This is a genomic window from Streptomyces sp. NBC_01235 (genome assembly GCF_035989285.1).
Taxonomy (GTDB): Bacteria; Actinomycetota; Actinomycetes; order Streptomycetales; family Streptomycetaceae; genus Streptomyces.
The window spans coordinates 2,570,103-2,591,767 of the sequence record NZ_CP108513.1 but is presented as its reverse complement, the minus strand read 5'-3'; the positions used below and the strand labels follow the sequence as shown (position 1 = coordinate 2,591,767).

Here is a 21,665-nt window from a genome sequence, read left to right as displayed (position 1 = left end):
CGCGGGCACCTGTATTGTTCAGTGCGTTCCCGGGCGATTAGCTCAGTGGGAGAGCGCTTCGTTCACACCGAAGAGGTCACTGGTTCGAACCCAGTATCGCCCACCGGGAGAAGCCGGTCCGCACCACGCGGACCGGCTTTTTCGTGTCCGGTCAGCGCATCTAGGCCGCCGCCGGAAGCTCCGGGCGCAGCGGCCACGACGTGTCCACCGTCTCCGGAGAGCCACTGCGCGCGAACCACGCCTGGAGTCCCCGCGCCTGGGCCGCGTGCCAGGCCGTCTGCAGGGCGTGCAGATCGGCGGGGGACAGGCGTTCCAGGCGCGTCGCGAACCGTCGGCCCAGTGCCCGGACGACCTCCAGCGCGGCCAGCGCGTCCGCCGCCGCGTCGTGCGCCTCGGCCAGCGTCACGCCGTAGTGCGCGCACAGGTCGGTGAGCGTGCGCCGGCCTTTGCGGTAGCGGTCCAGGTGCTTGTCCAGGACCCGGGGGTCCAGTACCCGCAGCGGCGCCGCCTCCAGCCAGTTGTCCAGCGCCGAGGCGCGGTGCCTGCGCAGCTCACGGTCGAGCAGCGTCAGGTCGAACGGCGCGTTCATCACCACCAGTGGGCGTCCCGCGGCGGCCTGTTCGGCGAGCAGCTCGGCTATCTCGTACATCACCGGCGACGGCCAGCGGCCGTTGCGCTGCAGGTGTTCGTCCGTCAGCCCGTGCACCTCCGTCGCCCCGGCGGGAACCGGCACGCCCGGGTTCACCAGCCAGCGGCTCACCCGCGGCCGAACCCCCGGCGCGTCCTGGACGACGAGGGCGGCCGACACGATCCGGTCGGTCTCCACGTCGACGCCCGTCGTCTCCGTGTCAAAAGCGGCCAGCGGCCCCTCGTACCAGTACGTCATACCTACCCAACCCCTCGTTCACCCACGGCAGCTGACGCACCGTCTTCTGCCTGTTTGGTGATACCCGGGCTGTTTGCGCCGTACGCCGGAAGGACACAACACGAGTACGGGTCTTTGCAGTTCAGCGGCCCGTCACCGGGACTGGGCTCTGGCTGGAAGGCTGTTGGTCATGGCGATAGCGCAGCCCGAGCGGGGCGGGCTGCTGCCCGAACGCGCGGGGCTTCACCGCGGCACACTCGCCACCACCGCCTGCATGGAGACACTGCAGGTGGGCTATCTGCACGCGGTCGCGGCGGCCGCGGGGTGCTCGCTGTCCCAGCCGTTTCCGGACAACGGCATCGACTGGCACGTCAGCCACAGCGCACCCGGGCACACCGTCGACGACGAGGTCACCATCAAGGTGCAGCTCAAGGCCACCTACCAGGTGCGGCCCAACCCGCCCGCCCGTCTCCCACCACCACCCTCAACCGAGGGGGCTGCGCCCCCGCCCCACTCGATGCGCGGCTTCTTCTCCTTCACCCTCGACAACGATCACCTGCGCAAACTCGCCCGCACCCCGGTGTCGGTGCACAAGATCCTCGTCGTGATGCTCGTGCCCAGATCCCAGGACGACTGGCTGCGTGCCAGTCACGACCGACTCGACCTGCGGCACTGCTGCTACTGGGTCAATCTCGCCGGCCACCCGATCACCGGCCGGACCCGGACCACCGTGCGGATACCGACCACACGCATCTTCGACGACCGGGCGCTGTGCGAGATCATGACGCGGGCCGGGACGGGAGGCAGACCATGACCCACCGCCCCCTCGACGAGCGACTGCGGTCCGTACGGCCGCACCCCGAGGCCCACTGGGACGAGTCGCCGGAGCCCGGCGAGGTCGACCCGGCCGTCCTCGCAGCCCTGCTGCGCCGGCACGGCTGGCAGCGGCGCGGCGGCGCCCCCGGACGCTACGGCCGCTGGACCCCGCCCGGCCCGGGCGGCGGCGGGACCAGCCTGCTGGTGCCCGAGAGCCGGGCCTTCCCCGACAGCGACGACCTGCTCGGCGAGGCGCTCCTCGCGCTGGCCCGCAGCGGCACGCCCTCCGCGCGCGAGGTGCTCGTCGGGCTCGCCGTGCCGAGCGACGAGATCCGCTGGTGGAGGGACGCCCCGACCGGGCCCGCCGGGGCCGCGTCCTGGGCCGTCGAGGAACAACTGCGCGGAGCCGCCCGCCAGATGCTGCTCGCCGGCGCGCTCGCCACACGCGCGCGTGCGGGCTACTACGGCGCCCGCCACCGGCGCGCGGCCCTCGCGGCCCTGGAGAGCGTCCTCGTCGGCTCGGCGGCCGGTGGACGCAGCCTGACGGCCTTCGCCCCCGTCACGGTCGCCCGCCCCCTCGCCGTCCGCCTCCACCAGGCCCTGTACGCCGTGCGCGAGGCCATCGACTACCAGCGGGCGACCGGTGGCATGGACGCCTTCGACGGCGCCGTGGAGGCCGGCGCCAGCCGGGAGCTCACCGAGGCGCTGATCGCCCTCGTCCGGGGCACCGAGGGGGCCCGGATCGCCGTCGAGTGGTCGCCCGCGGCCGGAGTCCCCGAGGACTGCGCCGCGAGCGACGAACCGGTCGAGTTCTCGCCCGGCGACCTGTCCGTGCTGCGCGAGGCCGGCGCCCGCTATCTGCGCGAGGAGCCCTCCGTGCCCGTACGGGTCACCGGGACGGTGGTCCGGATGCGCAGGTCGGGGCCGCGCGGCGAGGGCAGCGTACGGCTGCGGGTGCTGGCCGGCGCCGAGATCCCGCACGTCCGGCTCACCCTCGACGAGGAGGACTACCGCATCGCCGGGCAGGCCCACCTGGTCGGGCTGCCGGTGCGGGTGCAGGGCCGGCTGGAGAGCAGGGGCGGGTTCCGCCGGCTCACCGGCGCCGGCGGGGTGGTGCCCGTGCAGGTGGACGAGGCCGAGCGGGACCGGCTGATGAAGTCCCTGCAGGAGAACCTGGATTTCTTCGAGGAGGCGTGCGGGGGCGAGGACTGAGGGTGACCGTTTCGCGGTCGGTGGGTGCGGGTCGGTACGATCCCCTATTGCGCGCGCTCACGGTATGGCGCCGCACCCACCTTCAGTCAGGAGAGACCGGTGTCAGACGTCCGTGTGATCATCCAACGCGATTCCGAGCGGGAAGAGCGCACGGTGACGACGGGCACCACGGCCGCCGACCTCTTCGCCGGCGAGCGCTCGATCATCGCCGCGCGTGTGGCCGGCGAGCTCAGGGACCTGTCGTACGTGCTCGCGGACGGCGAGGAGGTCGAGGGCGTCGAGATCTCCTCCCAGGACGGCCTGAACATCCTGCGCCACTCCACGGCGCACGTGATGGCCCAGGCCGTGCAGGAGCTCTTCCCCGAGGCCAAGCTGGGCATCGGCCCGCCGGTCAAGGACGGCTTCTACTACGACTTCGATGTCGAGAAGCCGTTCACGCCCGAGGATCTCAAGGCCGTCGAGAAGAAGATGCAGGAGATCCAGAAGCGCGGGCAGAGGTTCGCCCGTCGTGTGGTCACCGACGAGGCCGCCCGCGAGGAGCTCGCCGACGAGCCCTACAAGCTGGAGCTGATCGGCCTCAAGGGCTCGGCCTCCAGCGACGACGGCGCGGACGTCGAGGTCGGCTCCGGCGAGCTGACGATCTACGACAACCTGGACGCCAGGACCGGTGACCTGTGCTGGAAGGACCTCTGCCGCGGTCCCCACCTGCCCACCACCCGCAACATCCCGGCGTTCAAGCTGATGCGCAACGCGGCCGCCTACTGGCGCGGCAGCGAGAAGAACCCCATGCTCCAGCGCATCTACGGCACCGCCTGGCCGTCCAAGGAAGAGCTGAAGGCCCACCTCGACTTCCTCGCCGAGGCCGAGAAGCGCGACCACCGCAAGCTCGGCTCCGAGCTCGACCTGTTCTCCATCCCGGAGCAGATCGGTTCCGGCCTCGCCGTCTTCCACCCCAAGGGCGGCATCATCCGCCGGGTCATGGAGGACTACTCGCGCCGCCGGCACGAGGAGGAGGGCTACGAGTTCGTCTACACCCCGCACGCGACGAAGGGGAAGCTCTTCGAGACGTCCGGGCACCTGGACTGGTACGCCGACGGCATGTACCCGCCCATGCAGCTCGACGAGGGCGTGGACTACTACCTCAAGCCCATGAACTGCCCGATGCACAATCTGATCTTCGACGCGCGCGGCCGCTCCTACCGTGAACTGCCGCTGCGCCTCTTCGAGTTCGGGACGGTGTACCGGTACGAGAAGTCGGGCGTCGTGCACGGTCTCACCCGCGCGCGTGGCTTCACGCAGGACGACGCGCACATCTACTGCACCCGCGAGCAGATGTCGGAGGAGCTCGACAAGACGCTCACCTTCGTCCTCGGTCTGCTCCGTGACTACGGCCTGACCGACTTCTACCTGGAGCTGTCCACCAAGGACCCGGAGAAGTTCGTCGGCTCGGACGAGGTCTGGGAGGAGGCGACCGAGACGCTGCGCGAGGTCGCCGAGAAGCAGGGCCTGCCCCTCGTCCCCGACCCGGGCGGCGCCGCGTTCTACGGGCCGAAGATCTCCGTCCAGACCAAGGACGCCATCGGCCGCACCTGGCAGATGTCGACCATCCAGCTCGACTTCAACCTGCCGGAGCGCTTCGACCTGGAGTACACCGGCCCCGACGGCTCCAAGCAGCGCCCGGTCATGATCCACCGCGCGCTGTTCGGCTCCATCGAGCGGTTCTTCGCGGTGCTCCTGGAGCACTACGCGGGCGCCTTCCCGGCGTGGCTGGCCCCGGTCCAGGCGCTCGGCATCCCGATCGGCGACGGGCACGTGGAGTACCTGGAGAAGTTCGCCGCCGCGGCCAAGAAGCAGGGGCTGCGCGTCGAGGTGGACTCATCCTCCGACCGCATGCAGAAGAAGATCCGCAACGCCCAGAAGCAGAAGGTGCCCTTCATGGTCATCGCGGGCGACGAGGACATGTCGGCCGGCTCGGTGTCCTTCCGCTACCGCGACGGCTCGCAGGAGAACGGCATCCCGTTCGACGAGGCCATCGCGAAGATCGCGAAGGTCGTCGAGGAGCGGACGCAGGTCTGACGCGTACGTGCCGTGGGCCCCCGTGACTTCATGTCCGCGGGGGCCCCACGTCGTCCCCGGCACGTGCGAACCGCTGCATCAGATACGACGAGAACGACCCCGTCACCGCACCCAGCAGGGCGAGGCCGCAGCCCATCAGGAGCACCGCGATCAGCCGCCCGATCACCGTCACGGGGACGACGTCGCCGTAGCCCACGGTCGCCAGCGTGGAGACCGCCCACCACAGCGCGTCGCCGAACGTACGGATCGACGCGTCCGGAGCGTTGTGCTCGTAATGGAACACGGCGAGGGCGGCCGACAGACCGAGCAGCGTGGACGCCATGCCCGCGTACAGCATCACCCGTGCCTGCAAGGCCAGCCGGGGTTCCCCCTGGCGGCGGTCCTGCATGGCGTCGTAGACCCGCACGATGCGCACCGGCCGCAGCAGGGGCAGCACGACGACCACGGAGTCCAGCCAGTGCCGGTGGACAAAGCCCGGCCCCTCGCCGCTCAGCCGCCAGCGCACCACGTAGTCCACGACGAACAGCGCCCAGGCCCCGTACAAGACCGCCAGACACAGGTCGAGCACCGGCCCGGGCAGCCCCTCTCCCAGAACCCGCACTCCGTACGAGACGAGAAAGAGCAGTGAGGCCACCGCGAGCACCGGCCCGGCCCGCCGCTCCCAGCGTGCCGTCGGGTTGTCGTCGTCCATCGGCCAAGCTTGGCCCGGGACCCCTTTCCCACAACCCCGGCGACACGCCGCGAACGGGCGAAGCCATATGCTGCCTTGCATGACGAGTGAGCCGGAGCAGCAGATCGGAGTGGGGACGCAGGACGCGTTCCAGCGCCTGTGGACGCCCCACCGGATGGCCTACATCCAGGGCGAGAACAAGCCGACCGGCCCGGGGGCCGACGACGGGTGCCCGTTCTGCTCGATCCCGGCGAAGTCCGACGAGGACGGGCTGGTCGTCCGGCGCGGTGAGCACGTCTACGCGGTGCTGAACCTGTACCCGTACAACGGCGGCCACCTGATGACCGTCCCGTACCGGCACGTGGCCGACTACACCGACCTGACGGTGCCGGAGACCGCCGAGCTCGCCGAGCTGACCAAGCAGGCGATGACGGCCCTGCGCACCGCGTCGGGAGCGCAAGGCTTCAACATCGGCATGAACCAGGGGACCGTCGCGGGCGCCGGTATCGCCGCCCACCTCCACCAGCACATTGTGCCCCGCTGGGGCGGCGACACGAACTTCATGCCGGTGGTCGGCCACACGCGCGTGCTGCCGCAACTCCTCGCCGACACGAGGAAGATGCTGGCGGACGCCTGGCCGACCGCCTGAGCCGCGCTTTCTGCGTGGCGTAACGCGCCGTAGGTCGTTACCTACGCGTCGTAGGTGTCGGCCTTCTTCGGGGACACTTCCTGGACCGTCCCGCTGAGGGCCGACGCCCGCGAGCTGAACTTGTCCACGTCGACGTCATGCTCTCGGAGCACCCTCAGCGCCGCCTTGTGCACCGCGCGCAGCACCGGCGTGGCCGCGCGCAGCGCGTCGTCGGCCATGAAGCGGTGCTTCCAGGGCTGGTCGGCCCAGGCATGCCGCAGGCCGAAGGGCTCGGGCAGGCCTATGGAGCCGCCGAGCCACTTCAGCAGCGGCGGATACCAGCTGACCGTGGCGCGCGCGGCGAGCCGGACGACCTCGTCGGTGGTGACCAGCGGCAGCTTGATCGTCCGGGTCTCCCAGAAGCGGACGGTCTTGGCGACCTCCTTGGTGGGTGCCGCCGGCTTGCCGCTGAACAGTCCGTTGACCGGGCCCAGCGCGTGTCCGGTGACCTCGATGCGCAGGGTCTCCTTCAGCACCGTCACGGTGATCATCAGGGTCAGGATCAGATTGCCGTTCCACAGGTTCGGCCACTGCACGCCCAGGTAGTGGCGATCGCCGCTGTCGAACTGCTGGTTGTTGCAGATGTCCTCCACGGCCCTGGGTTTGACCTGGTACGCCTCGACGTCGGTTCCCTCGGGCCTGGACACCTCCTTGGCGCCCTCACCCACATGCGTGACGATCCAGTGCCGCACCTGAGGCTCGGGGAAGCCTCCGGTCTTCAGGCTCTGCCGGTGCAGCACGCTCAGCTCATCGTGGATCGCGCGGACCACGGTCCAGCTGCGGAACTCGTGGATGCCCTTGATGGGGTCGAGCGGCGCCAACTCCTCCGCGAGGTGCCAGGAGCCCCAGCGGGTACCCATGCCGAGAATGCCCTTGGGGCCGGCGTAGAAGACCGAGTTGGACTGCTGCTCGGCGCTGAGCCGTGCCAGGGACTGGCGCAGCTGCTCGGCCGCGGCCTGGTCGGGACTGGTGGGCACCGCCTCGGGGACCTTCGCGCCGACGCTGCCGCCGGAGAGCAGGCCGCTCCAAGCCTCGCGCAGGTCCTTCGCGGTGCTTTCGCAGACCCGCTTGGCCAGGAACCAGCCGGCCACGGGCGCCACGACGCACCCGCGCGCGTACCAGCCCACGATGCCGGTGAACGGCATCTTGACCAGGAAGATCACGGCGAGGGCGCCCACCGCGACGAGCAGGCCGGTGGCGAGCCCGGAGACCCGCTTGTTGTCCAGCTTCCCCATGGTCGCCCGCAGCTGGAAGACCAGCAGCCAGACCAGCAGGCCGGGCAGGAAGAGCACGCCGCACAGCAGCATCAGGCCGGTCAGCTTCGTGTCCCGCTCCCGGCGGATGCGAGTGGCGGCGAGGCAGTGCTCGACGACCACCTGCGGCTCGCTGCCGAAGGACTGGATGAGCGGCGCGCGGCCGACGCCCAGCATGCGGTCGATCACCGCCTGCGAGTACGCCTCACCGAAGTTGGGGCGGAAGACCTTCGCCCAACTCCGGCCGTCCTTGACCGTCGACTGGTGCCACTCGTTGTCGGCCTTCTTGATCTCCTCCATCGGGGTGTCCCGGTAGGCCGCCGAAGCCAACGCGAACGTGGGGGCGCCTCCAGCGCCGCCCGTCCGGGGCACCTGTGGCCCGAAGAAGCCCTCAACGGTCATTCCCGCCCCCCACTCGCCGCAGTCCCGCACCTGCGGCCTTCCCGACTTCCGTACTCCGCACACCTGTTGATCAGGTCATCAGGGTATCCCCAGCCACTGACATCCGTCGGCGGACGGCCGAAGCCGCCCGCCGATGCGGAGGATCACCTTCCACGCAGGCCACTTGAGTACGGTCCAGCCCCAACCGTTATCCGTCCTGCGCCTGTTGGCGGATCTTCTCGGCCACCTGCGGTGGCATCGGCTCGTGCCGGGCGTACGCGCGGTGGAAGCGGGCCGTGCCGTGCGAGAGGGAGCGCAGGTCGACCGCGTACCGGCCGATCTCGATCTCGGGCACCTCGGCCCTGACCAGGGTGCGCCCGCCGCTGGTCTGCTCCGTGCCCAGCACCCGGCCGCGCCGCCCCGACAAGTCGCTCATCACGGCGCCCACGTAGTCGTCGCCGACCAGGACGGACACCTCGGCCACCGGCTCGAGGAGATGGATCCGGGCGTCGGCGGCGGCCTCCCGCAGTGCGAGCGCGCCGGCCGTCTGGAACGCGGCGTCGGAGGAGTCCACCGAGTGTGCCTTGCCGTCGAGCAGCGTGATCCGGACGTCGACCAGCGGATGCCCCGCCGCCAGGCCCTTCGCCGCCTGGGCCCGTACGCCCTTCTCGACGGAGGGGATGAACTGGCGCGGCACCGCGCCGCCGACGACCTTGTCCACGAACTCGATGCCCGAGCCGCCGGGCAGCGGTTCCACCTCGATCTCGCAGATCGCGAACTGGCCGTGCCCGCCGGACTGCTTCACGTGCCGCCCGCGCCCGGCCGACTTCGCCGCGAACGTCTCCCGTAGGGAGACCTTGTACGGGACGACGTCGACCTGGACGCCGTAGCGGGAGCGCAGCCGCTCCAGGGCGACGTCGGAGTGGGCCTCGCCGAGGCACCACAGGACCACCTGGTGAGTGTGTTGGTTCTGCTCCAGGCGCATCGTCGGGTCCTCGGCGACCAGCCGGGCCAGGCCCTGCGAGAGCTTGTCCTCGTCGGGCTTGCTGTGAGCCTGGATGGCGAGCGGGAGCAGCGGGTCGGGCATCTGCCAGGGCTCCATGAGGAGCGGGTCGTCCTTGGCGGAGAGCGTGTCGCCGGTCTCCGCGCGGCCGAGTTTCGCCACGCACGCGAGGTCGCCCGCGATGGCGTGCGTCAGGACCCGCTGCTGTTTCCCGAACGGCGCGGACAGGGCGCCGATGCGTTCGTCCACGTCGTGGTCCTCGTGGCCGCGGTCGGCCAGACCGTGCCCCGAGACGTGGACGGTCTCGTCGGGGTGCAGGGTGCCGGAGAAGACGCGGACGAGCGAGACCCGGCCGACGTAGGGGTCGGAGGAGGTCTTCACGACCTCCGCGACCAGCGGCCCGTCCGGATCGCAGGGCTTCAGCTCGCGCGGCCGGCCGTCGACGGTCGTCACGCGGGGCGCCTCGCGCTCCAGGGGCGTCGGGAAGCCCCTCGTGACCAGTTCCAGCAGCTCGACCGTGCCGAGCCCCTGCCGGGCGCCCTCGGCGGCCGGCGCGGCCGCCAGGACGGGGAAGAACGTGCCGCGCGCGACGGCCCGCTCCAGGTCCTCGATCAGCGTCTTGACGTCGATCTGCTCGCCGCCGAGGTAGCGGTCCATGAGGGTCTCGTCCTCGCTCTCGGCGATGATCCCCTCGATCAGCCGGTTGCGGGCCTCCTCGATGTCCGGCAGCTGGTCCTCGCCCGGCTCGGCCTCCTTGCGTTCGCCGGAGGAGTAGTCGAACAGCTTCTGGGACAGCAGCCCGGTCAGCCCGGTCACGGGCGCGTGTCCGTCCGGCCCCTCGGGCCCGTGCAGCGGCAGATACAGCGGGAGGACCGCGTCCGGGTCGTCGCCGCCGAAGACCTCCGCACAGATCCGGGTCATCTCCTCGAAGTCCGCGCGGGAGGCCTCCAGGTGCGTGACCACGATCGCGCGGGGCATGCCGACGGCCGCGCACTCCTCCCACACCATGCGGGTCGAACCGTCCACGCCGTCCGACGCCGAGACGACGAAGAGGGCCGCGTCCGCGGCGCGCAGACCGGCCCTGAGCTCCCCGACGAAGTCCGCGTATCCGGGGGTGTCGAGAAGGTTGATCTTGATGCCGTCCCATTCGACGGGCACCAGGGAGAGCTGCACCGAGCGCTGCTGCCGGTGCTCGATCTCGTCGTAGTCGGAGACGGTGCCGCCGTCCTCCACACGGCCCGCCCGGTTCACCGCTCCCGCCGTGAGAGCGAGAGCCTCCACCAAGGTCGTCTTGCCCGATCCGCAGTGGCCGACCAGCACCACATTCCGTACGGACGCGGGGTGGTCGGCCGCTGTAGCCCTGCCGGCGGCTCCGGGGTGTGCGTTCGCCTTGTCGCCCATTTTCCTTGCCTCCCGTGCACGGTGAGGTCACTGGGGGCGCGGGCACGGCGGCCCCGCGTGCGATGGCGGCTCCGGCGACGCCCGCGGTCCTTCGAGCTTTCCACTCCCGTCACTGCGCGTCCATACGACGGACGCGACCCGGCCGTGACCCGGATGCCGTCGGGCCATGACACGGGGGTCCGGGTGCCCGGCCGTCGCACACACGCGCGCGTGGCTACGATGGGCCAGCCGGTGGCCAGCAGGGGCCGCGCGGCCACACCGAACCCTCGGGAAGGCCATGCTGAACAAGTACGCGCGTGCATTCTTCACGCGTGTCCTCACACCGTTCGCCGCGTTTCTCATCCGCCGGGGCGTGAGCCCCGACACGGTCACGCTCCTCGGCACCGCCGGAGTGATCGCGGGCGCGCTGGTCTTCTACCCCCGGGGCGAGTTCTTCTGGGGCACGATCGTCATCACGCTCTTCGTCTTCTCGGACCTCGTCGACGGCAACATGGCCCGCCAGCTGGGCCGCACCAGCCGCTGGGGCGCCTTCCTGGACTCCACGCTCGACCGGGTCGCCGACGGCGCGATCTTCGGCGGCTTCGCGCTCTGGTACGCGGGCAACGGCGACGACAACGTCCTGTGCGCCGTGTCGATCTTCTGCCTGACCAGCGGCCAGGTGGTGTCGTACACGAAGGCCCGCGGCGAGTCGATCGGCCTGCCGGTCGCCGTCAACGGGCTCGTGGAGCGCGCGGAGCGCCTGGTGATCTCCCTGGTCGCGGCCGGTCTGGCGGGTCTGCACACTTTCGGCGTGCCCGGCATCCAGGTGCTGCTGCCGATCGCGCTGTGGATCGTCGCCGTCGGCAGCCTGGTCACGCTGATCCAGCGTGTCGTCACGGTCCGGCGGGAGTCGGCCGAGGCGGAGGCGGAGGCCCAGGGACCTGAGACCCAGGGACATGAGGCCCAGGGGAGCGAGGCCGCGAAGTGAGCGCCCAGGAGCGCCTGGCCGACGCGCTGTACGGCCTCGGCTGGAGCACCGTCAAGAAGCTCCCCGAGCCCGTCGCCGTGCGTCTCGGGCGCACCGTCGCCGACCTCGCGTGGAAGCGGCGCGGCAAGGGCGTGCGGAGGCTGGAGAGCAACTACGCGCGCGTTGTGCCGGAGGCGAGCCCCGAGCGGCTCGCGGAGCTCTCGCGCGCGGGGATGCGCTCCTACCTGCGCTACTGGATGGAGTCCTTCCGGCTGCCCGCCTGGAGCGCCGAGCGCGTGCGCGGCGGCTTCGATCCCAAGGACGTGCACTACCTGACCGACGGCATCGCCTCCGACCAGGGCGTCATCCTCGCCCTGCCGCACATGGGCAACTGGGACCTGGCCGGCGCCTGGGTCACCACCAAGCTGGAGACACCGTTCACCACCGTCGCCGAACGCCTCAGGCCGGAGACGCTGTACGACCGGTTCGTCGCCTACCGGGAGGGCCTCGGCATGGAGGTGCTGCCGCACACCGGCGGCACCGCCTTCGCCACCCTGGCCCGGCGACTGCGCGACGGCGGCCTGGTCTGTCTGGTCGCCGAGCGCGACCTGTCCGCCTCCGGCGTCGAGGTGGACTTCTTCGGGGACCTGACCCGGATGCCCGCCGGACCGGCCCTGCTGGCCCAGCAGACGGGCGCGCTCCTGCTGCCCGTCACCCTCTGGTACGACGACTCGCCCGTCATGCGAGGGCGCGTGCATCCCCCGATCGAGGTACCCGAGACAGGTACGCGGGCCGAGAAGACGTCTGTCATGACACAGGCGCTGGCTGACGCCTTCGCCACCGGCATCGCCGACCACCCGGAGGACTGGCACATGCTCCAGCGTTTGTGGCTCGCGGACCTGGAAACCCGCGCGTCGGACGGGGACCTCCGTTGAGAATCGGCATCGTCTGCCCGTACTCCTGGGACGTACCGGGCGGCGTCCAGTTCCATATCCGCGACCTCGCCGAGTACTTCATCCGGCTCGGCCACGAGGTGTCCGTCCTGGCTCCCGCCGACGACGACACCCCGCTGCCGCCGTACGTCGTCTCGGCCGGGCGCGCGGTCCCTGTGCCCTACAACGGCTCGGTGGCCCGCCTCAACTTCGGCTTCCTGTCCGCCGCGCGCGTGCGGCGCTGGCTGCACGACGGGGCGTTCGACGTCGTCCACATCCACGAGCCGACCTCTCCCTCGCTCGGCCTGCTGACCTGCTGGGCGGCCTCCGGGCCGATCGTGGCCACCTTCCACACGTCCAACCCGCGCTCGCGCGCGATGATCGCCGCGTACTCGATCCTCCAGGCCGCCCTGGAGAAGATCAGCGCGCGGATCGCGGTCAGCGAGTACGCCCGGCGCACGCTGGTGGAGCACCTCGGCGGGGACGCGGTCGTCATCCCCAACGGCGTCGACGTCGACTTCTTCGCCAGGGCCGAGCCCAACCCCGCCTGGCAGGGCGACACGATCGGCTTCGTGGGGCGCATCGACGAGCCCCGCAAGGGCCTGCCCGTGCTGATGAGGGCCCTGCCGAGGATCTTCGCCGAGCGGCCTCAGGCCCGCCTGCTGGTCGCGGGCCGCGGTGACGAGGAGGAGGCGGTGGCCGACCTCCCCAAGGAGCTGCACGCGCGCGTGGAGTTCCTCGGCATGGTCAGCGACGAGGACAAGGCGCGTTTCCTGCGCAGCGTCGACCTGTACGTGGCGCCCAACACCGGCGGCGAGAGCTTCGGCATCATCCTCGTCGAGGCCATGTCGGCCGGGGCCCCCGTGCTCGCTTCCGACCTCGACGCCTTCGCCCAGGTCCTCGACCAGGGAGCGGCGGGCGAGCTGTTCGCCAACGAGGATGCGGACGCGCTGGCAGAGGCGGCGGTACGGCTCCTGGGCGACCCGGAGCGACGGGCCGAACTGCGGGAGCGGGGCAGCGCGCACGTACGGCGCTTCGACTGGTCGACCGTCGGCGCGGACATCCTGTCGGTGTACGAGACGGTGACGGCCGGCGCGGCGGCGGTGGCGGCCGACGACGACGACCGGGGAGCGGCGGGCCTGCGGGCCCGGCTCGGGCTGGCGCGGGACTGACCGGCACCCCGTCGCCGTAGGGCGCCCCGGTAGCCTTGCCGCCCGTGACCGCAACCCTGATCTGGACCCTGATCGTCCTCGTCGCCATCGGCCTCTACCTGAGCTGGACGGCGGGGCGGCTGGACCGGCTGCACACCCGCATCGACGCGGCCCGTGCCGCGCTGGACGCGCAACTGCTGCGCCGGGCGTCCGTGGCCCAGGAAATGGCCACCTCCAAGGTCCTGGACCCGGCCGCCTCGATCGTCCTGTACGAGGCCGCGCACGCCGCCCGGCAGGCCGAGGAGGAGCAGCGGGAGGTCGCCGAGAGCGAGCTCAGCCAGGCCCTGCGGGCCGTCTTCGCGGACGTACGACAACTGGACGTCGTACGCGAGGCGCCCGGGGGAGACGCGGCGGCCCGCGAGCTCACGGAGGCCGTCCGCCGGGTCCCCATGGCCCGCCGATTCCACAACGACGCGGTGGGCGCGGCCCGCCGCCTCCGCGAACACCGCAAGGTCCGCTGGTTCCGCCTGGCAGGCCACGCGCCGTTCCCGATGGCCTTCGAAATGGACGACGAACCCCCGACCGCCCTGTCCGACCGCGCGGCCTGACCGGTGACCGACAGCGGGCGCCGCGTGTTCCTCGACGCGGAGGGCTCGGACACCGGGAGCCGAAGGGCGCGGCTCCAGGCGGCTCCCTGACGCCCGGCGGGCCCGAGGTGCTGATCCGGGAGAACTCCGACCAGTGACCGCTGCGGCCGGCGAGATCATCCGAAAAGGATCCACCGGCTTTTCATTGGCCCTTGCTGTGGACTGGTCCACTCGCGTTTCCTCGGTGCTGCAGAAATCCTCTTTTCAACGAGTGAGGTCACCCCGTGTCCAGCACGATCTCCGAAAACCAGACCCCCGAGACCGGCACCGCGCGCGTGAAGCGCGGGATGGCCGAGCAGCTCAAGGGCGGCGTGATCATGGACGTCGTCACGCCGGAGCAGGCGAAGATCGCCGAGGACGCGGGCGCCGTCGCCGTCATGGCGCTGGAGCGGGTCCCGGCCGACATCCGCAAGGACGGCGGCGTGGCCCGGATGTCCGACCCGGACATGATCGAGGGCATCATCGAGGCCGTCTCGATCCCGGTCATGGCCAAGTCCCGCATCGGCCACTTCGTCGAGGCCCAGGTGCTCCAGTCGCTCGGCGTCGACTACATCGACGAGTCCGAGGTCCTCACCCCGGCCGACGAGGTCAACCACTCCGACAAGTGGGCGTTCACCACCCCCTTCGTCTGTGGTGCCACCAACCTGGGCGAGGCCCTGCGCCGCATCGCCGAGGGCGCCGCGATGATCCGCTCCAAGGGCGAGGCCGGCACCGGCAACGTCGTCGAGGCCGTTCGCCACCTGCGTCAGATCAAGAACGAGATCGCCCGCCTGCGCGGCTACGACAACAACGAGCTGTACGCCGCCGCCAAGGACCTGCGCGCCCCGTACGAGCTCGTCAAGGAGGTCGCCGAGCTCGGCAAGCTCCCGGTCGTGCTGTTCTCCGCCGGTGGCGTCGCCACCCCCGCCGACGCCGCGCTGATGCGCCAGCTCGGCGCCGAGGGCGTCTTCGTCGGCTCCGGCATCTTCAAGTCCGGCGACCCCGCCAAGCGCGCCGCCGCCATCGTGAAGGCCACCACCTTCTACGACGACCCGAAGATCATCGCGGACGCCTCCCGCAACCTGGGCGAGGCCATGGTCGGCATCAACTGCGACACCCTCCCCGAGGCCGAGCGCTACGCCAACCGCGGCTGGTAGACGCCCCCCATGAGCAACGAAGCCCCTGTCATAGGCGTCCTGGCCCTCCAGGGCGACGTACGGGAGCACCTCATCGCCCTGGCCGCGGCCGACGCCGTGGCCAGGCCGGTCAGGCGCCCCGAGGAACTCGCCGAGGTCGACGGTCTCGTCATCCCCGGCGGGGAGTCCACGACCATCTCCAAGCTGGCCGTCCTCTTCGGCGTGATGGAGCCCCTCCGCGCGCGCGTGCGGGACGGAATGCCCGTCTACGGCACCTGCGCGGGCATGATCATGCTCGCCGACAAGATCCTCGACCCGCGCTCGGGCCAGGAGACCATCGGCGGCATCGACATGATCGTGCGCCGTAACGCCTTCGGCCGCCAGAACGAGTCCTTCGAGGCCGCCCTCGACGTGCGCGGCATCTCGGGCGATCCTGTGGAGGGCGTCTTCATCCGCGCCCCCTGGGTCGAGTCCGTCGGCGCCGCGACCGAGGTGCTCGCCGAGCACGACGGTCACATCGTCGCGGTCCGCCAGGGCAACGCGCTCGCCACGTCGTTCCACCCGGAGCTGACCGGCGACCACCGCGTGCACGCCCTGTTCGTCGACATGGTGCGCGCGAACCGCGCGGCGGAGTCCTTGTAGGATCTCTGCCGTTCGTACATCGATGGGTTACGCGAAGGAGACAGGCAGATGTCCGGCCACTCTAAATGGGCCACGACGAAGCACAAGAAGGCCGTGATCGACGCCAAGCGCGGCAAGCTCTTCGCGAAGCTGATCAAGAACATCGAGGTCGCGGCGCGCATGGGCGGCGTGGACCTCGACGGAAACCCGACGCTCTACGACGCCGTGCAGAAGGCGAAGAAGTCGTCGGTTCCGAACAAGAACATCGACTCTGCGATCAAGCGCGGTGGCGGTCTCGAGGCCGGTGGCGCCGACTACGAGACGATCATGTACGAGGGCTACGGTCCGAACGGTGTCGCGGTGCTCATCGAGTGCCTCACCGACAACCGCAACCGCGCCGCCTCCGACGTCCGCGTCGCCATGACGCGCAACGGCGGCTCCATGGCGGACCCTGGCTCGGTGTCGTACCTCTTCAACCGCAAGGGCGTCGTCATCGTCCCCAAGGGCGAGCTGAGCGAGGACGACGTCCTGGGCGCTGTGCTCGACGCGGGCGCCGAGGAGGTCAACGACCTCGGTGAGTCCTTCGAGGTCATCAGCGAGGCCACCGACCTGGTCGCGGTCCGCACCGCGCTGCAGGACGCCGGCGTCGACTACGACTCCGCCGACGCCAACTTCGTCCCGACCATGCAGGTCGAGCTCGACGAAGAGGGCGCCAAGAAGATCTTCAAGCTGATCGACGCGCTGGAGGACAGCGACGACGTGCAGAACGTCTTCGCCAACTTCGACGTCAGCGACGAGGTCATGGAGAAGGTCGACGCGTAGCGCTGCCGCGAGCTGAGCGGATTTCTCGGGCCGGTGGGACACGTTCCTACCGGCCCGACGTCGTTGTCAGTGGCAGCGGATAGCCTGGCGACCATCAGAGATCACCGTCCACGGACCGCAACCACATGATTGAGGAACCCCGACGGTGCTCAGCCACGTCCGCGAGAGCGGCGGCGGTTCAGCCGCAAGGAGGGGGAAGGGCGCGTGCGCGTACTCGGGGTGGACCCCGGACTGACGCGGTGTGGTGTCGGTGTCGTCGAGGGGGTCGCGGGCCGGCCGCTCACGATGCTCGGCGTGGGTGTCGTACGGACGCCCGCGGACGCCGAGTTGGGGCAGCGCCTGGTCGCGGTCGAGCAGGGCATCGAGAAATGGCTGGACGAGTACCGGCCCGAATGCGTCGCAGTGGAGCGGGTGTTCAGCCAGCACAACGTGCGTACGGTCATGGGCACCGCCCAGGCCAGCGCCGTCGCCATGCTGTGCGCCGCCCGCCGCGGCATCCCCGTCGCCCTGCACACGCCCAGCGAGGTCAAGGCCGCCGTCACCGGCAGCGGGCGCGCGGACAAGGCGCAGGTGGGTGCCATGGTCACACGTCTGCTGCGGCTCGACGCCCCGCCCAAGCCGGCCGACGCCGCCGACGCCCTCGCGCTCGCCATCTGCCACATCTGGCGCGCCCCCGCGCAGAACCGACTCCAGCAGGCCGTCGCCCTGCACGCAGCCAAAGCATCGATGACACCGAAAGGCCGGACGGCATGATCGCCTTCGTCAGCGGCACGGTCGCCGCACTCGCTCCCGACACCGCGGTGGTCGAGGTGGGCGGCGTGGGCATGGCCGTCCAGTGCACGCCGAACACACTGTCCACGCTCCGGCTCGGCCGGCCGGCCAAGCTCGCCACCTCCCTCGTCGTACGGGAGGACTCGCTGACCCTGTACGGCTTCGTGGACGACGACGAGCGGCAGATCTTCGAGCTGCTGCAGACCGCGAGCGGGGTCGGCCCCCGGCTGGCCCAGGCCATGCTGGCGGTGCACACGCCGGACGCCCTGCGCCGAGCGGTGGCCGCGGGGGACGAGAAGGCCCTCATGGCCGTTCCGGGCATCGGCAAGAAGGGCGCGCAGAAGCTGTTGCTGGAGTTCAAGGACCGGCTGGGCGCGCCGGTCGGCGCACCGGCGGTCGGCGCCCCGGTCACCACCGGGTGGCGCGACCAGCTGCACGCCGCCCTGATCGGGCTCGGCTACGCCACCCGGGAGGCCGACGAGGCGGTCGCCGCCGTGACCCCGCAGGCCGAGGCCGCCGACGGCGCACCCCAGGTGGGCCACCTGCTGAAGGCCGCCCTGCAGACTCTGAACCGCGCCCGCTAGGAGAACGTCAGTGAACTGGGACGACACGACCGAAGAGACCGCCCCCGAGCGGCTCGTCGGCCCCGCCGCGGAGCGGCTGGTGGGCTCTGTCGCCGACGGTGAGGACCAGGCCGTCGAGGCCGCGCTGCGCCCCAAGGACCTGGGCGAGTTCATCGGGCAGGAGAAGGTCCGCGAACAGCTCGACCTCGTTCTGCGTGCTGCACGCGCGCGTGGCGCGACCGCCGACCACGTGCTGCTCTCCGGCGCCCCCGGCCTCGGCAAGACCACCCTCTCGATGATCATCGCCGCCGAGATGGGCGCCCCGATCCGCATCACCAGCGGTCCCGCCATCCAGCACGCCGGCGACCTCGCGGCGATCCTCTCCTCCCTCCAGGAGGGCGAGGTCCTCTTCCTCGACGAGATCCACCGCATGTCGAGGCCCGCCGAGGAGATGCTCTACATGGCGATGGAGGACTTCCGCGTCGACGTCATCGTCGGCAAGGGCCCCGGCGCCACCGCCATCCCCCTCGAACTGCCCCCCTTCACCCTGGTCGGCGCCACCACGCGCGCGGGCCTGCTGCCGCCCCCGCTGCGCGACCGCTTCGGCTTCACCGCGCACATGGAGTTCTACGAGCCGGGCGAACTGGAGCGCGTGATCCACCGCTCCGCGAACCTCCTCGACGTCGAGATCGACACCGACGGCGCCGCCGAGATCGCCGGCCGCTCCCGCGGCACCCCCCGTATCGCCAACCGCCTGCTACGCCGCGTACGCGACTACGCGCAGGTCAAGGCCGACGGGATCATCATCCGGGAGATCGCGGAGGCCGCGCTGAAGGTCTACGAGGTGGACGGCCGGGGGCTGGACCGTCTCGACCGCGCGGTCCTGGAGGCGCTGCTGAAGCTGTTCGGCGGCGGTCCGGTCGGCCTGTCCACCCTCGCCGTCGCGGTGGGGGAGGAGCGCGAGACCGTCGAGGAGGTCGCCGAACCCTTCCTCGTGAGGGAGGGGCTACTGGCCCGTACGCCGCGAGGGCGGGTGGCGACCCCGGCCGCGTGGACGCACCTCGGCCTCACCCCGACCCGCACTCCGGCCCAGGGAAGTGGACAACAGGACCTGTTCGGTACGTGACACAGAGGGTTGTGGCAGGGGCATTGGCCGGGTCAGGAACCCAGGTGCCATGCTGAGCGTTGTTCCATGCACGCGGACTCGCTTAGACTCCGCCGATGCCGCCGTTGTCGGCAGCACACAACCCCCATCCATCAGGCCGCTCAAACCATCGCGGTCGTTTGAAGGAAGTTCCGACCCGTGAGTCCTGTGACCCTCCTCCCGTTCATCGTGCTCATCGGGGCCATGTTCCTGATGACCCGGTCGGCCAAGAAGAAGCAGCAAGCAGCGGCCGACATGCGTAACCACCTGCAGCCCGGCAGCGGTGTCCGCACCATCGGGGGCATGTACGCGACGGTCAAGGAGGTCGGTGACGACACGATCCTCCTCGACGCGGGGCCGGGCGTGGAACTGCTCTTCGCGAAGAACTCGATCGGCGCCGTCCTGACCGACGACGAGTACAACCGCATCGTCCACGGCATCGAGCACGACCTGAAGTCCGACTCCGACGTCGTCCCGGACGACGCCTCCTCCCTCACCGAGAGCGACGAGTCCGCCGACGAAGCTGCCGCCGCCTCCGACGACAAGCCCGTCGACCTCGGCAAGAAGGACGGACCCGACGAGGTCCAGGAGAAGGCCGACGAGGCCGAGCAGGCCGAGGCCGACGAAGAGCCGAAGAAGACGACCGACGGCGACTCCGACGCGAAGAAGTAGTCACGTCCCCGGCACGCACGGGTCACACCCGTCCGTGCCGGGGTGCGCGCATCTCGCCAGGGGATCCCGACACCATGTCATGGCCGCCGCCGCGCTGACCCGGCGCGAGGCGGCCCGAGAGGGAGTACGAGAAGGTGGCAGCACCTAAGAAGGGCCGGAGCGCGAGTGCCCAGAGCAAGCCATGGCGCTCGCTGGCCCTGATCCTGATCGCCATCGTGGGGCTCACCGGAGGCATGTTCGCCTCCGGTCACACCACTCCGCGTCTGGGCATCGACCTTGCCGGCGGCACCAGCATCACGCTGAAGGCGAAGTCGGACCAGGGATCCGCGATCAACAAGGCCAACATGAACACCGCGGTCGAGATCATGAACCGCCGTGTCAACGGGCTGGGCGTCTCCGAGGCGGAGGTGCAGACCCAGGGCAACGACAACATCATCGTCAACATCCCCAAGGGCACCAACTCCGAGAAGGCCCGGCAGCAGGTCGGCACCACCGCCAAGCTGTACTTCCGTCCGGTCCTGGCCCAGGAGGCCACCGGCTCCGCCGTTCCCGCCTCGCCGAGCGCGTCCGCGAGCGGCTCGCCCAGTGCCTCTCCGAGCCCCTCGCCGAGCGCCTCCGGCACCGGTGAGAAGGCGACCTCCTCGTCCTCCCCGTCGGCCTCCGCCACCTCGCAGGGGCGCGCGGTCACCGACGCGCTGAAGGCCGACTCCACCCCGTCGGCCTCCGCAAGCACCAAGGCGAGCTCTTCCGCCAGCCCGTCGGCACCCGCGAGCGGCGGCGCCGCCGTCTCCGCGGACGACGCCGCGCTCCAGGCGAAGTACGCCGCCCTCGACTGCTCCAAGGAGTCGGTCCGCGCCAAGGCCGGCGAGGGCGTCAAGCCCCAGGACACGACCGTGGCCTGCGGTGAGATCGACAAGGTCTGGTACAAGTACCTGCTCGGCCCGGCCGCCGTCGACGGCACCGAGGTCGACAAGGCCCAGGCCGTCTTCGACACGCAGGGCGCCGCCGGCTGGCAGGTCACGATGACCTTCACCAAGCAGGGCGGCAAGAAGTTCGCCGACATCACCGGCAAGCTCGCGCAGAACCAGCAGCCGCAGAACGAGTTCGGCATCGTGCTCGACGGCAACGTCGTCTCCAGCCCGTTCGTGCAGAACTCCATCACCGGCGGCCAGGCCCAGATCTCCGGCAGCTTCACGCAGACGGAGGCCCAGGGCCTCGCCAACATGCTGTCCTACGGTGCGCTCCCGCTCTCCTTCCAGGAGCAGAGCGTGACCACGGTGACGGCGGCGCTCGGCGGTGACCAGCTGCACGCCGGTCTGCTGGCCGGCGCCATCGGCCTCGCGCTGGTCGTGATCTACCTGGTGGCCTACTACCGAGGCCTGGCGCTCGTCGCCCTCGCGTCGCTGCTGGTCTCCGCGGCCCTGACCTACGTGCTCATGGCCCTCCTCGGCCCGGCCATCGGCTTCGCGCTGAACCTGCCGGCCGTCTGCGGCGCCATCGTCGCCATCGGCATCACAGCGGACTCGTTCATCGTGTACTTCGAACGCGTCCGGGACGAGATCCGCGAGGGCCGCACCCTGCGTCCCGCCGTCGAGCGGGCCTGGCCACGTGCCCGGCGCACCATCCTGGTCTCCGACTTCGTGTCGTTCCTCGCCGCCGCGGTGCTCTTCATCGTCACGGTCGGCAAGGTCCAGGGCTTCGCGTTCACGCTCGGCCTGACCACCGTCCTGGACGTGGTCGTGGTCTTCTTCTTCACCAAGCCGCTGATGACGCTCATCGCTCGGCGGAAGTTCTTCGCGAGCGGCCACAAGTGGTCCGGCCTCGACCCGAAGAGCCTGGGTGCCCAGCCACCGCTGCGACGCACCCGCCGTCCCGGTGGTCCTGCCGCCGGCTCCGTCGAGACGAAGGAGGCATGA

Annotated in this window: 19 protein-coding genes, 1 tRNA gene and 1 pseudogene; 17 read left to right on the top strand and 4 right to left on the bottom strand. The window is 70.7% G+C overall.

The features are described 5' to 3' along the window. The first annotated feature begins 31 nt into the window (after nucleotides 1–31). Nucleotides 32–103 (top strand) — tRNA-Val (locus OG289_RS11080). A gap of 57 nt (nucleotides 104–160) precedes the next feature. Here the strand turns inward: OG289_RS11080 and OG289_RS11075 are convergent. Continuing rightward, nucleotides 161–886: a 3'-5' exonuclease gene (locus OG289_RS11075; RefSeq protein WP_327313844.1), complete on the bottom strand. Its 726-nt coding sequence runs from the start codon at nucleotides 884–886 to the stop codon at nucleotides 161–163. A gap of 169 nt (nucleotides 887–1,055) precedes the next feature. Here OG289_RS11075 and OG289_RS11070 point away from each other — a divergent pair, with 169 nt between their 5' ends. The 3 genes from OG289_RS11070 to thrS all read left to right on the top strand — a co-directional run bounded on the left by OG289_RS11070 (nucleotide 1,056) and on the right by thrS (nucleotide 4,969). Then, nucleotides 1,056–1,679 (top strand): DUF4365 domain-containing protein, encoded by a 624-nt coding sequence (locus tag OG289_RS11070; RefSeq protein ID WP_327313843.1) that lies wholly within the window; start codon nucleotides 1,056–1,058, stop codon nucleotides 1,677–1,679. Next, on the top strand, nucleotides 1,676–2,893 hold the full coding sequence (locus tag OG289_RS11065) for a hypothetical protein (RefSeq protein WP_327313842.1): 1,218 nt from the start codon (nucleotides 1,676–1,678) through the stop codon (nucleotides 2,891–2,893). The genes OG289_RS11070 and OG289_RS11065 overlap by 4 nt, the downstream gene beginning before the upstream one ends. A gap of 99 nt (nucleotides 2,894–2,992) precedes the next feature. After that, nucleotides 2,993–4,969 (top strand): threonine--tRNA ligase, encoded by a 1,977-nt coding sequence (gene thrS / locus OG289_RS11060; protein ID WP_327313841.1) that lies wholly within the window; start codon nucleotides 2,993–2,995, stop codon nucleotides 4,967–4,969. 28 nt (nucleotides 4,970–4,997) lie between these two features. On the opposite strand, the gene OG289_RS11055 is transcribed toward thrS, so the two are convergent. Continuing rightward, nucleotides 4,998–5,660: a potassium channel family protein gene (locus OG289_RS11055; protein WP_327313840.1), complete on the bottom strand. Its 663-nt coding sequence runs from the start codon at nucleotides 5,658–5,660 to the stop codon at nucleotides 4,998–5,000. A gap of 67 nt (nucleotides 5,661–5,727) precedes the next feature. Here OG289_RS11055 and OG289_RS11050 point away from each other — a divergent pair, with 67 nt between their 5' ends. Further along, nucleotides 5,728–6,288, top strand: coding sequence for an HIT family protein (locus OG289_RS11050; RefSeq protein WP_327313839.1), 561 nt, complete (start codon nucleotides 5,728–5,730; stop codon nucleotides 6,286–6,288). Between the two features lie 41 nt (nucleotides 6,289–6,329). Here the strand turns inward: OG289_RS11050 and OG289_RS11045 are convergent, their stop codons facing one another. Continuing rightward, nucleotides 6,330–7,982, bottom strand: a complete 1,653-nt coding sequence (locus OG289_RS11045) for a hypothetical protein (protein ID WP_327313838.1) — start codon at nucleotides 7,980–7,982, stop codon at nucleotides 6,330–6,332. 187 nt (nucleotides 7,983–8,169) lie between these two features. Continuing rightward, the gene (locus OG289_RS11040) at nucleotides 8,170–10,365 is read right to left on the bottom strand and encodes an elongation factor G-like protein EF-G2 (RefSeq protein WP_327313837.1); all 2,196 of its coding nucleotides are present in this window, start codon (nucleotides 10,363–10,365) and stop codon (nucleotides 8,170–8,172) included. A 219-nt stretch (nucleotides 10,366–10,584) separates the two neighbouring features. Between OG289_RS11040 and pgsA the strand changes: the two are divergent. The 12 genes and pseudogenes from pgsA (at nucleotide 10,585) to secD (ending at nucleotide 21,665) form a co-directional block, all read left to right on the top strand. After that, nucleotides 10,585–11,332 (top strand): annotated as a pseudogene (pgsA, locus tag OG289_RS11035) (phosphatidylinositol phosphate synthase). Next, nucleotides 11,329–12,246, top strand: a complete 918-nt coding sequence (locus tag OG289_RS11030; protein ID WP_327313836.1) for a phosphatidylinositol mannoside acyltransferase — start codon at nucleotides 11,329–11,331, stop codon at nucleotides 12,244–12,246. Before pgsA ends, OG289_RS11030 begins: the two are co-directional and overlap by 4 nt. Then, nucleotides 12,243–13,415, top strand: coding sequence for a glycosyltransferase family 4 protein (locus tag OG289_RS11025; RefSeq protein ID WP_327313835.1), 1,173 nt, complete (start codon nucleotides 12,243–12,245; stop codon nucleotides 13,413–13,415). Before OG289_RS11030 ends, OG289_RS11025 begins: the two co-directional genes overlap by 4 nt. Nucleotides 13,416–13,459: 44 nt before the next feature. After that, entirely contained in the window at nucleotides 13,460–14,002 is a 543-nt protein-coding gene (locus OG289_RS11020) for a hypothetical protein (RefSeq protein ID WP_327313834.1), read from the top strand. 263 nt (nucleotides 14,003–14,265) lie between these two features. Further along, the gene (gene pdxS / locus OG289_RS11015) at nucleotides 14,266–15,177 is read left to right on the top strand and encodes a pyridoxal 5'-phosphate synthase lyase subunit PdxS (RefSeq protein WP_079663494.1); all 912 of its coding nucleotides are present in this window, start codon (nucleotides 14,266–14,268) and stop codon (nucleotides 15,175–15,177) included. Nucleotides 15,178–15,186: 9 nt separating this feature from the next. Continuing rightward, nucleotides 15,187–15,798 carry a pyridoxal 5'-phosphate synthase glutaminase subunit PdxT gene (pdxT, locus tag OG289_RS11010; protein WP_327313833.1) on the top strand — a complete coding sequence of 204 codons (612 nt, stop codon included), beginning with the start codon at nucleotides 15,187–15,189 and terminating at the stop codon, nucleotides 15,796–15,798. Between the two features lie 48 nt (nucleotides 15,799–15,846). Further along, entirely contained in the window at nucleotides 15,847–16,599 is a 753-nt protein-coding gene (locus tag OG289_RS11005; protein ID WP_327313832.1) for a YebC/PmpR family DNA-binding transcriptional regulator, read from the top strand. Nucleotides 16,600–16,803: 204 nt separating this feature from the next. Further along, nucleotides 16,804–17,352 carry a crossover junction endodeoxyribonuclease RuvC gene (ruvC, locus tag OG289_RS11000; RefSeq protein ID WP_327313831.1) on the top strand — a complete coding sequence of 183 codons (549 nt, stop codon included), beginning with the start codon at nucleotides 16,804–16,806 and terminating at the stop codon, nucleotides 17,350–17,352. After that, a complete protein-coding gene (gene ruvA / locus OG289_RS10995; RefSeq protein WP_327313830.1) occupies nucleotides 17,349–17,954 on the top strand; it encodes a Holliday junction branch migration protein RuvA in 606 nt (201 codons plus the stop codon). The genes ruvC and ruvA overlap by 4 nt, the downstream gene beginning before the upstream one ends. Nucleotides 17,955–17,964: 10 nt before the next feature. Continuing rightward, nucleotides 17,965–19,059, top strand: a complete 1,095-nt coding sequence (gene ruvB, locus OG289_RS10990) for a Holliday junction branch migration DNA helicase RuvB (protein WP_327313829.1) — start codon at nucleotides 17,965–17,967, stop codon at nucleotides 19,057–19,059. Nucleotides 19,060–19,236: 177 nt separating this feature from the next. Beyond that, nucleotides 19,237–19,749 carry a preprotein translocase subunit YajC gene (gene yajC, locus OG289_RS10985; protein ID WP_327313828.1) on the top strand — a complete coding sequence of 171 codons (513 nt, stop codon included), beginning with the start codon at nucleotides 19,237–19,239 and terminating at the stop codon, nucleotides 19,747–19,749. Nucleotides 19,750–19,883: 134 nt separating this feature from the next. Continuing rightward, on the top strand, nucleotides 19,884–21,665 hold the full coding sequence (gene secD / locus OG289_RS10980) for a protein translocase subunit SecD (RefSeq protein ID WP_327313827.1): 1,782 nt from the start codon (nucleotides 19,884–19,886) through the stop codon (nucleotides 21,663–21,665).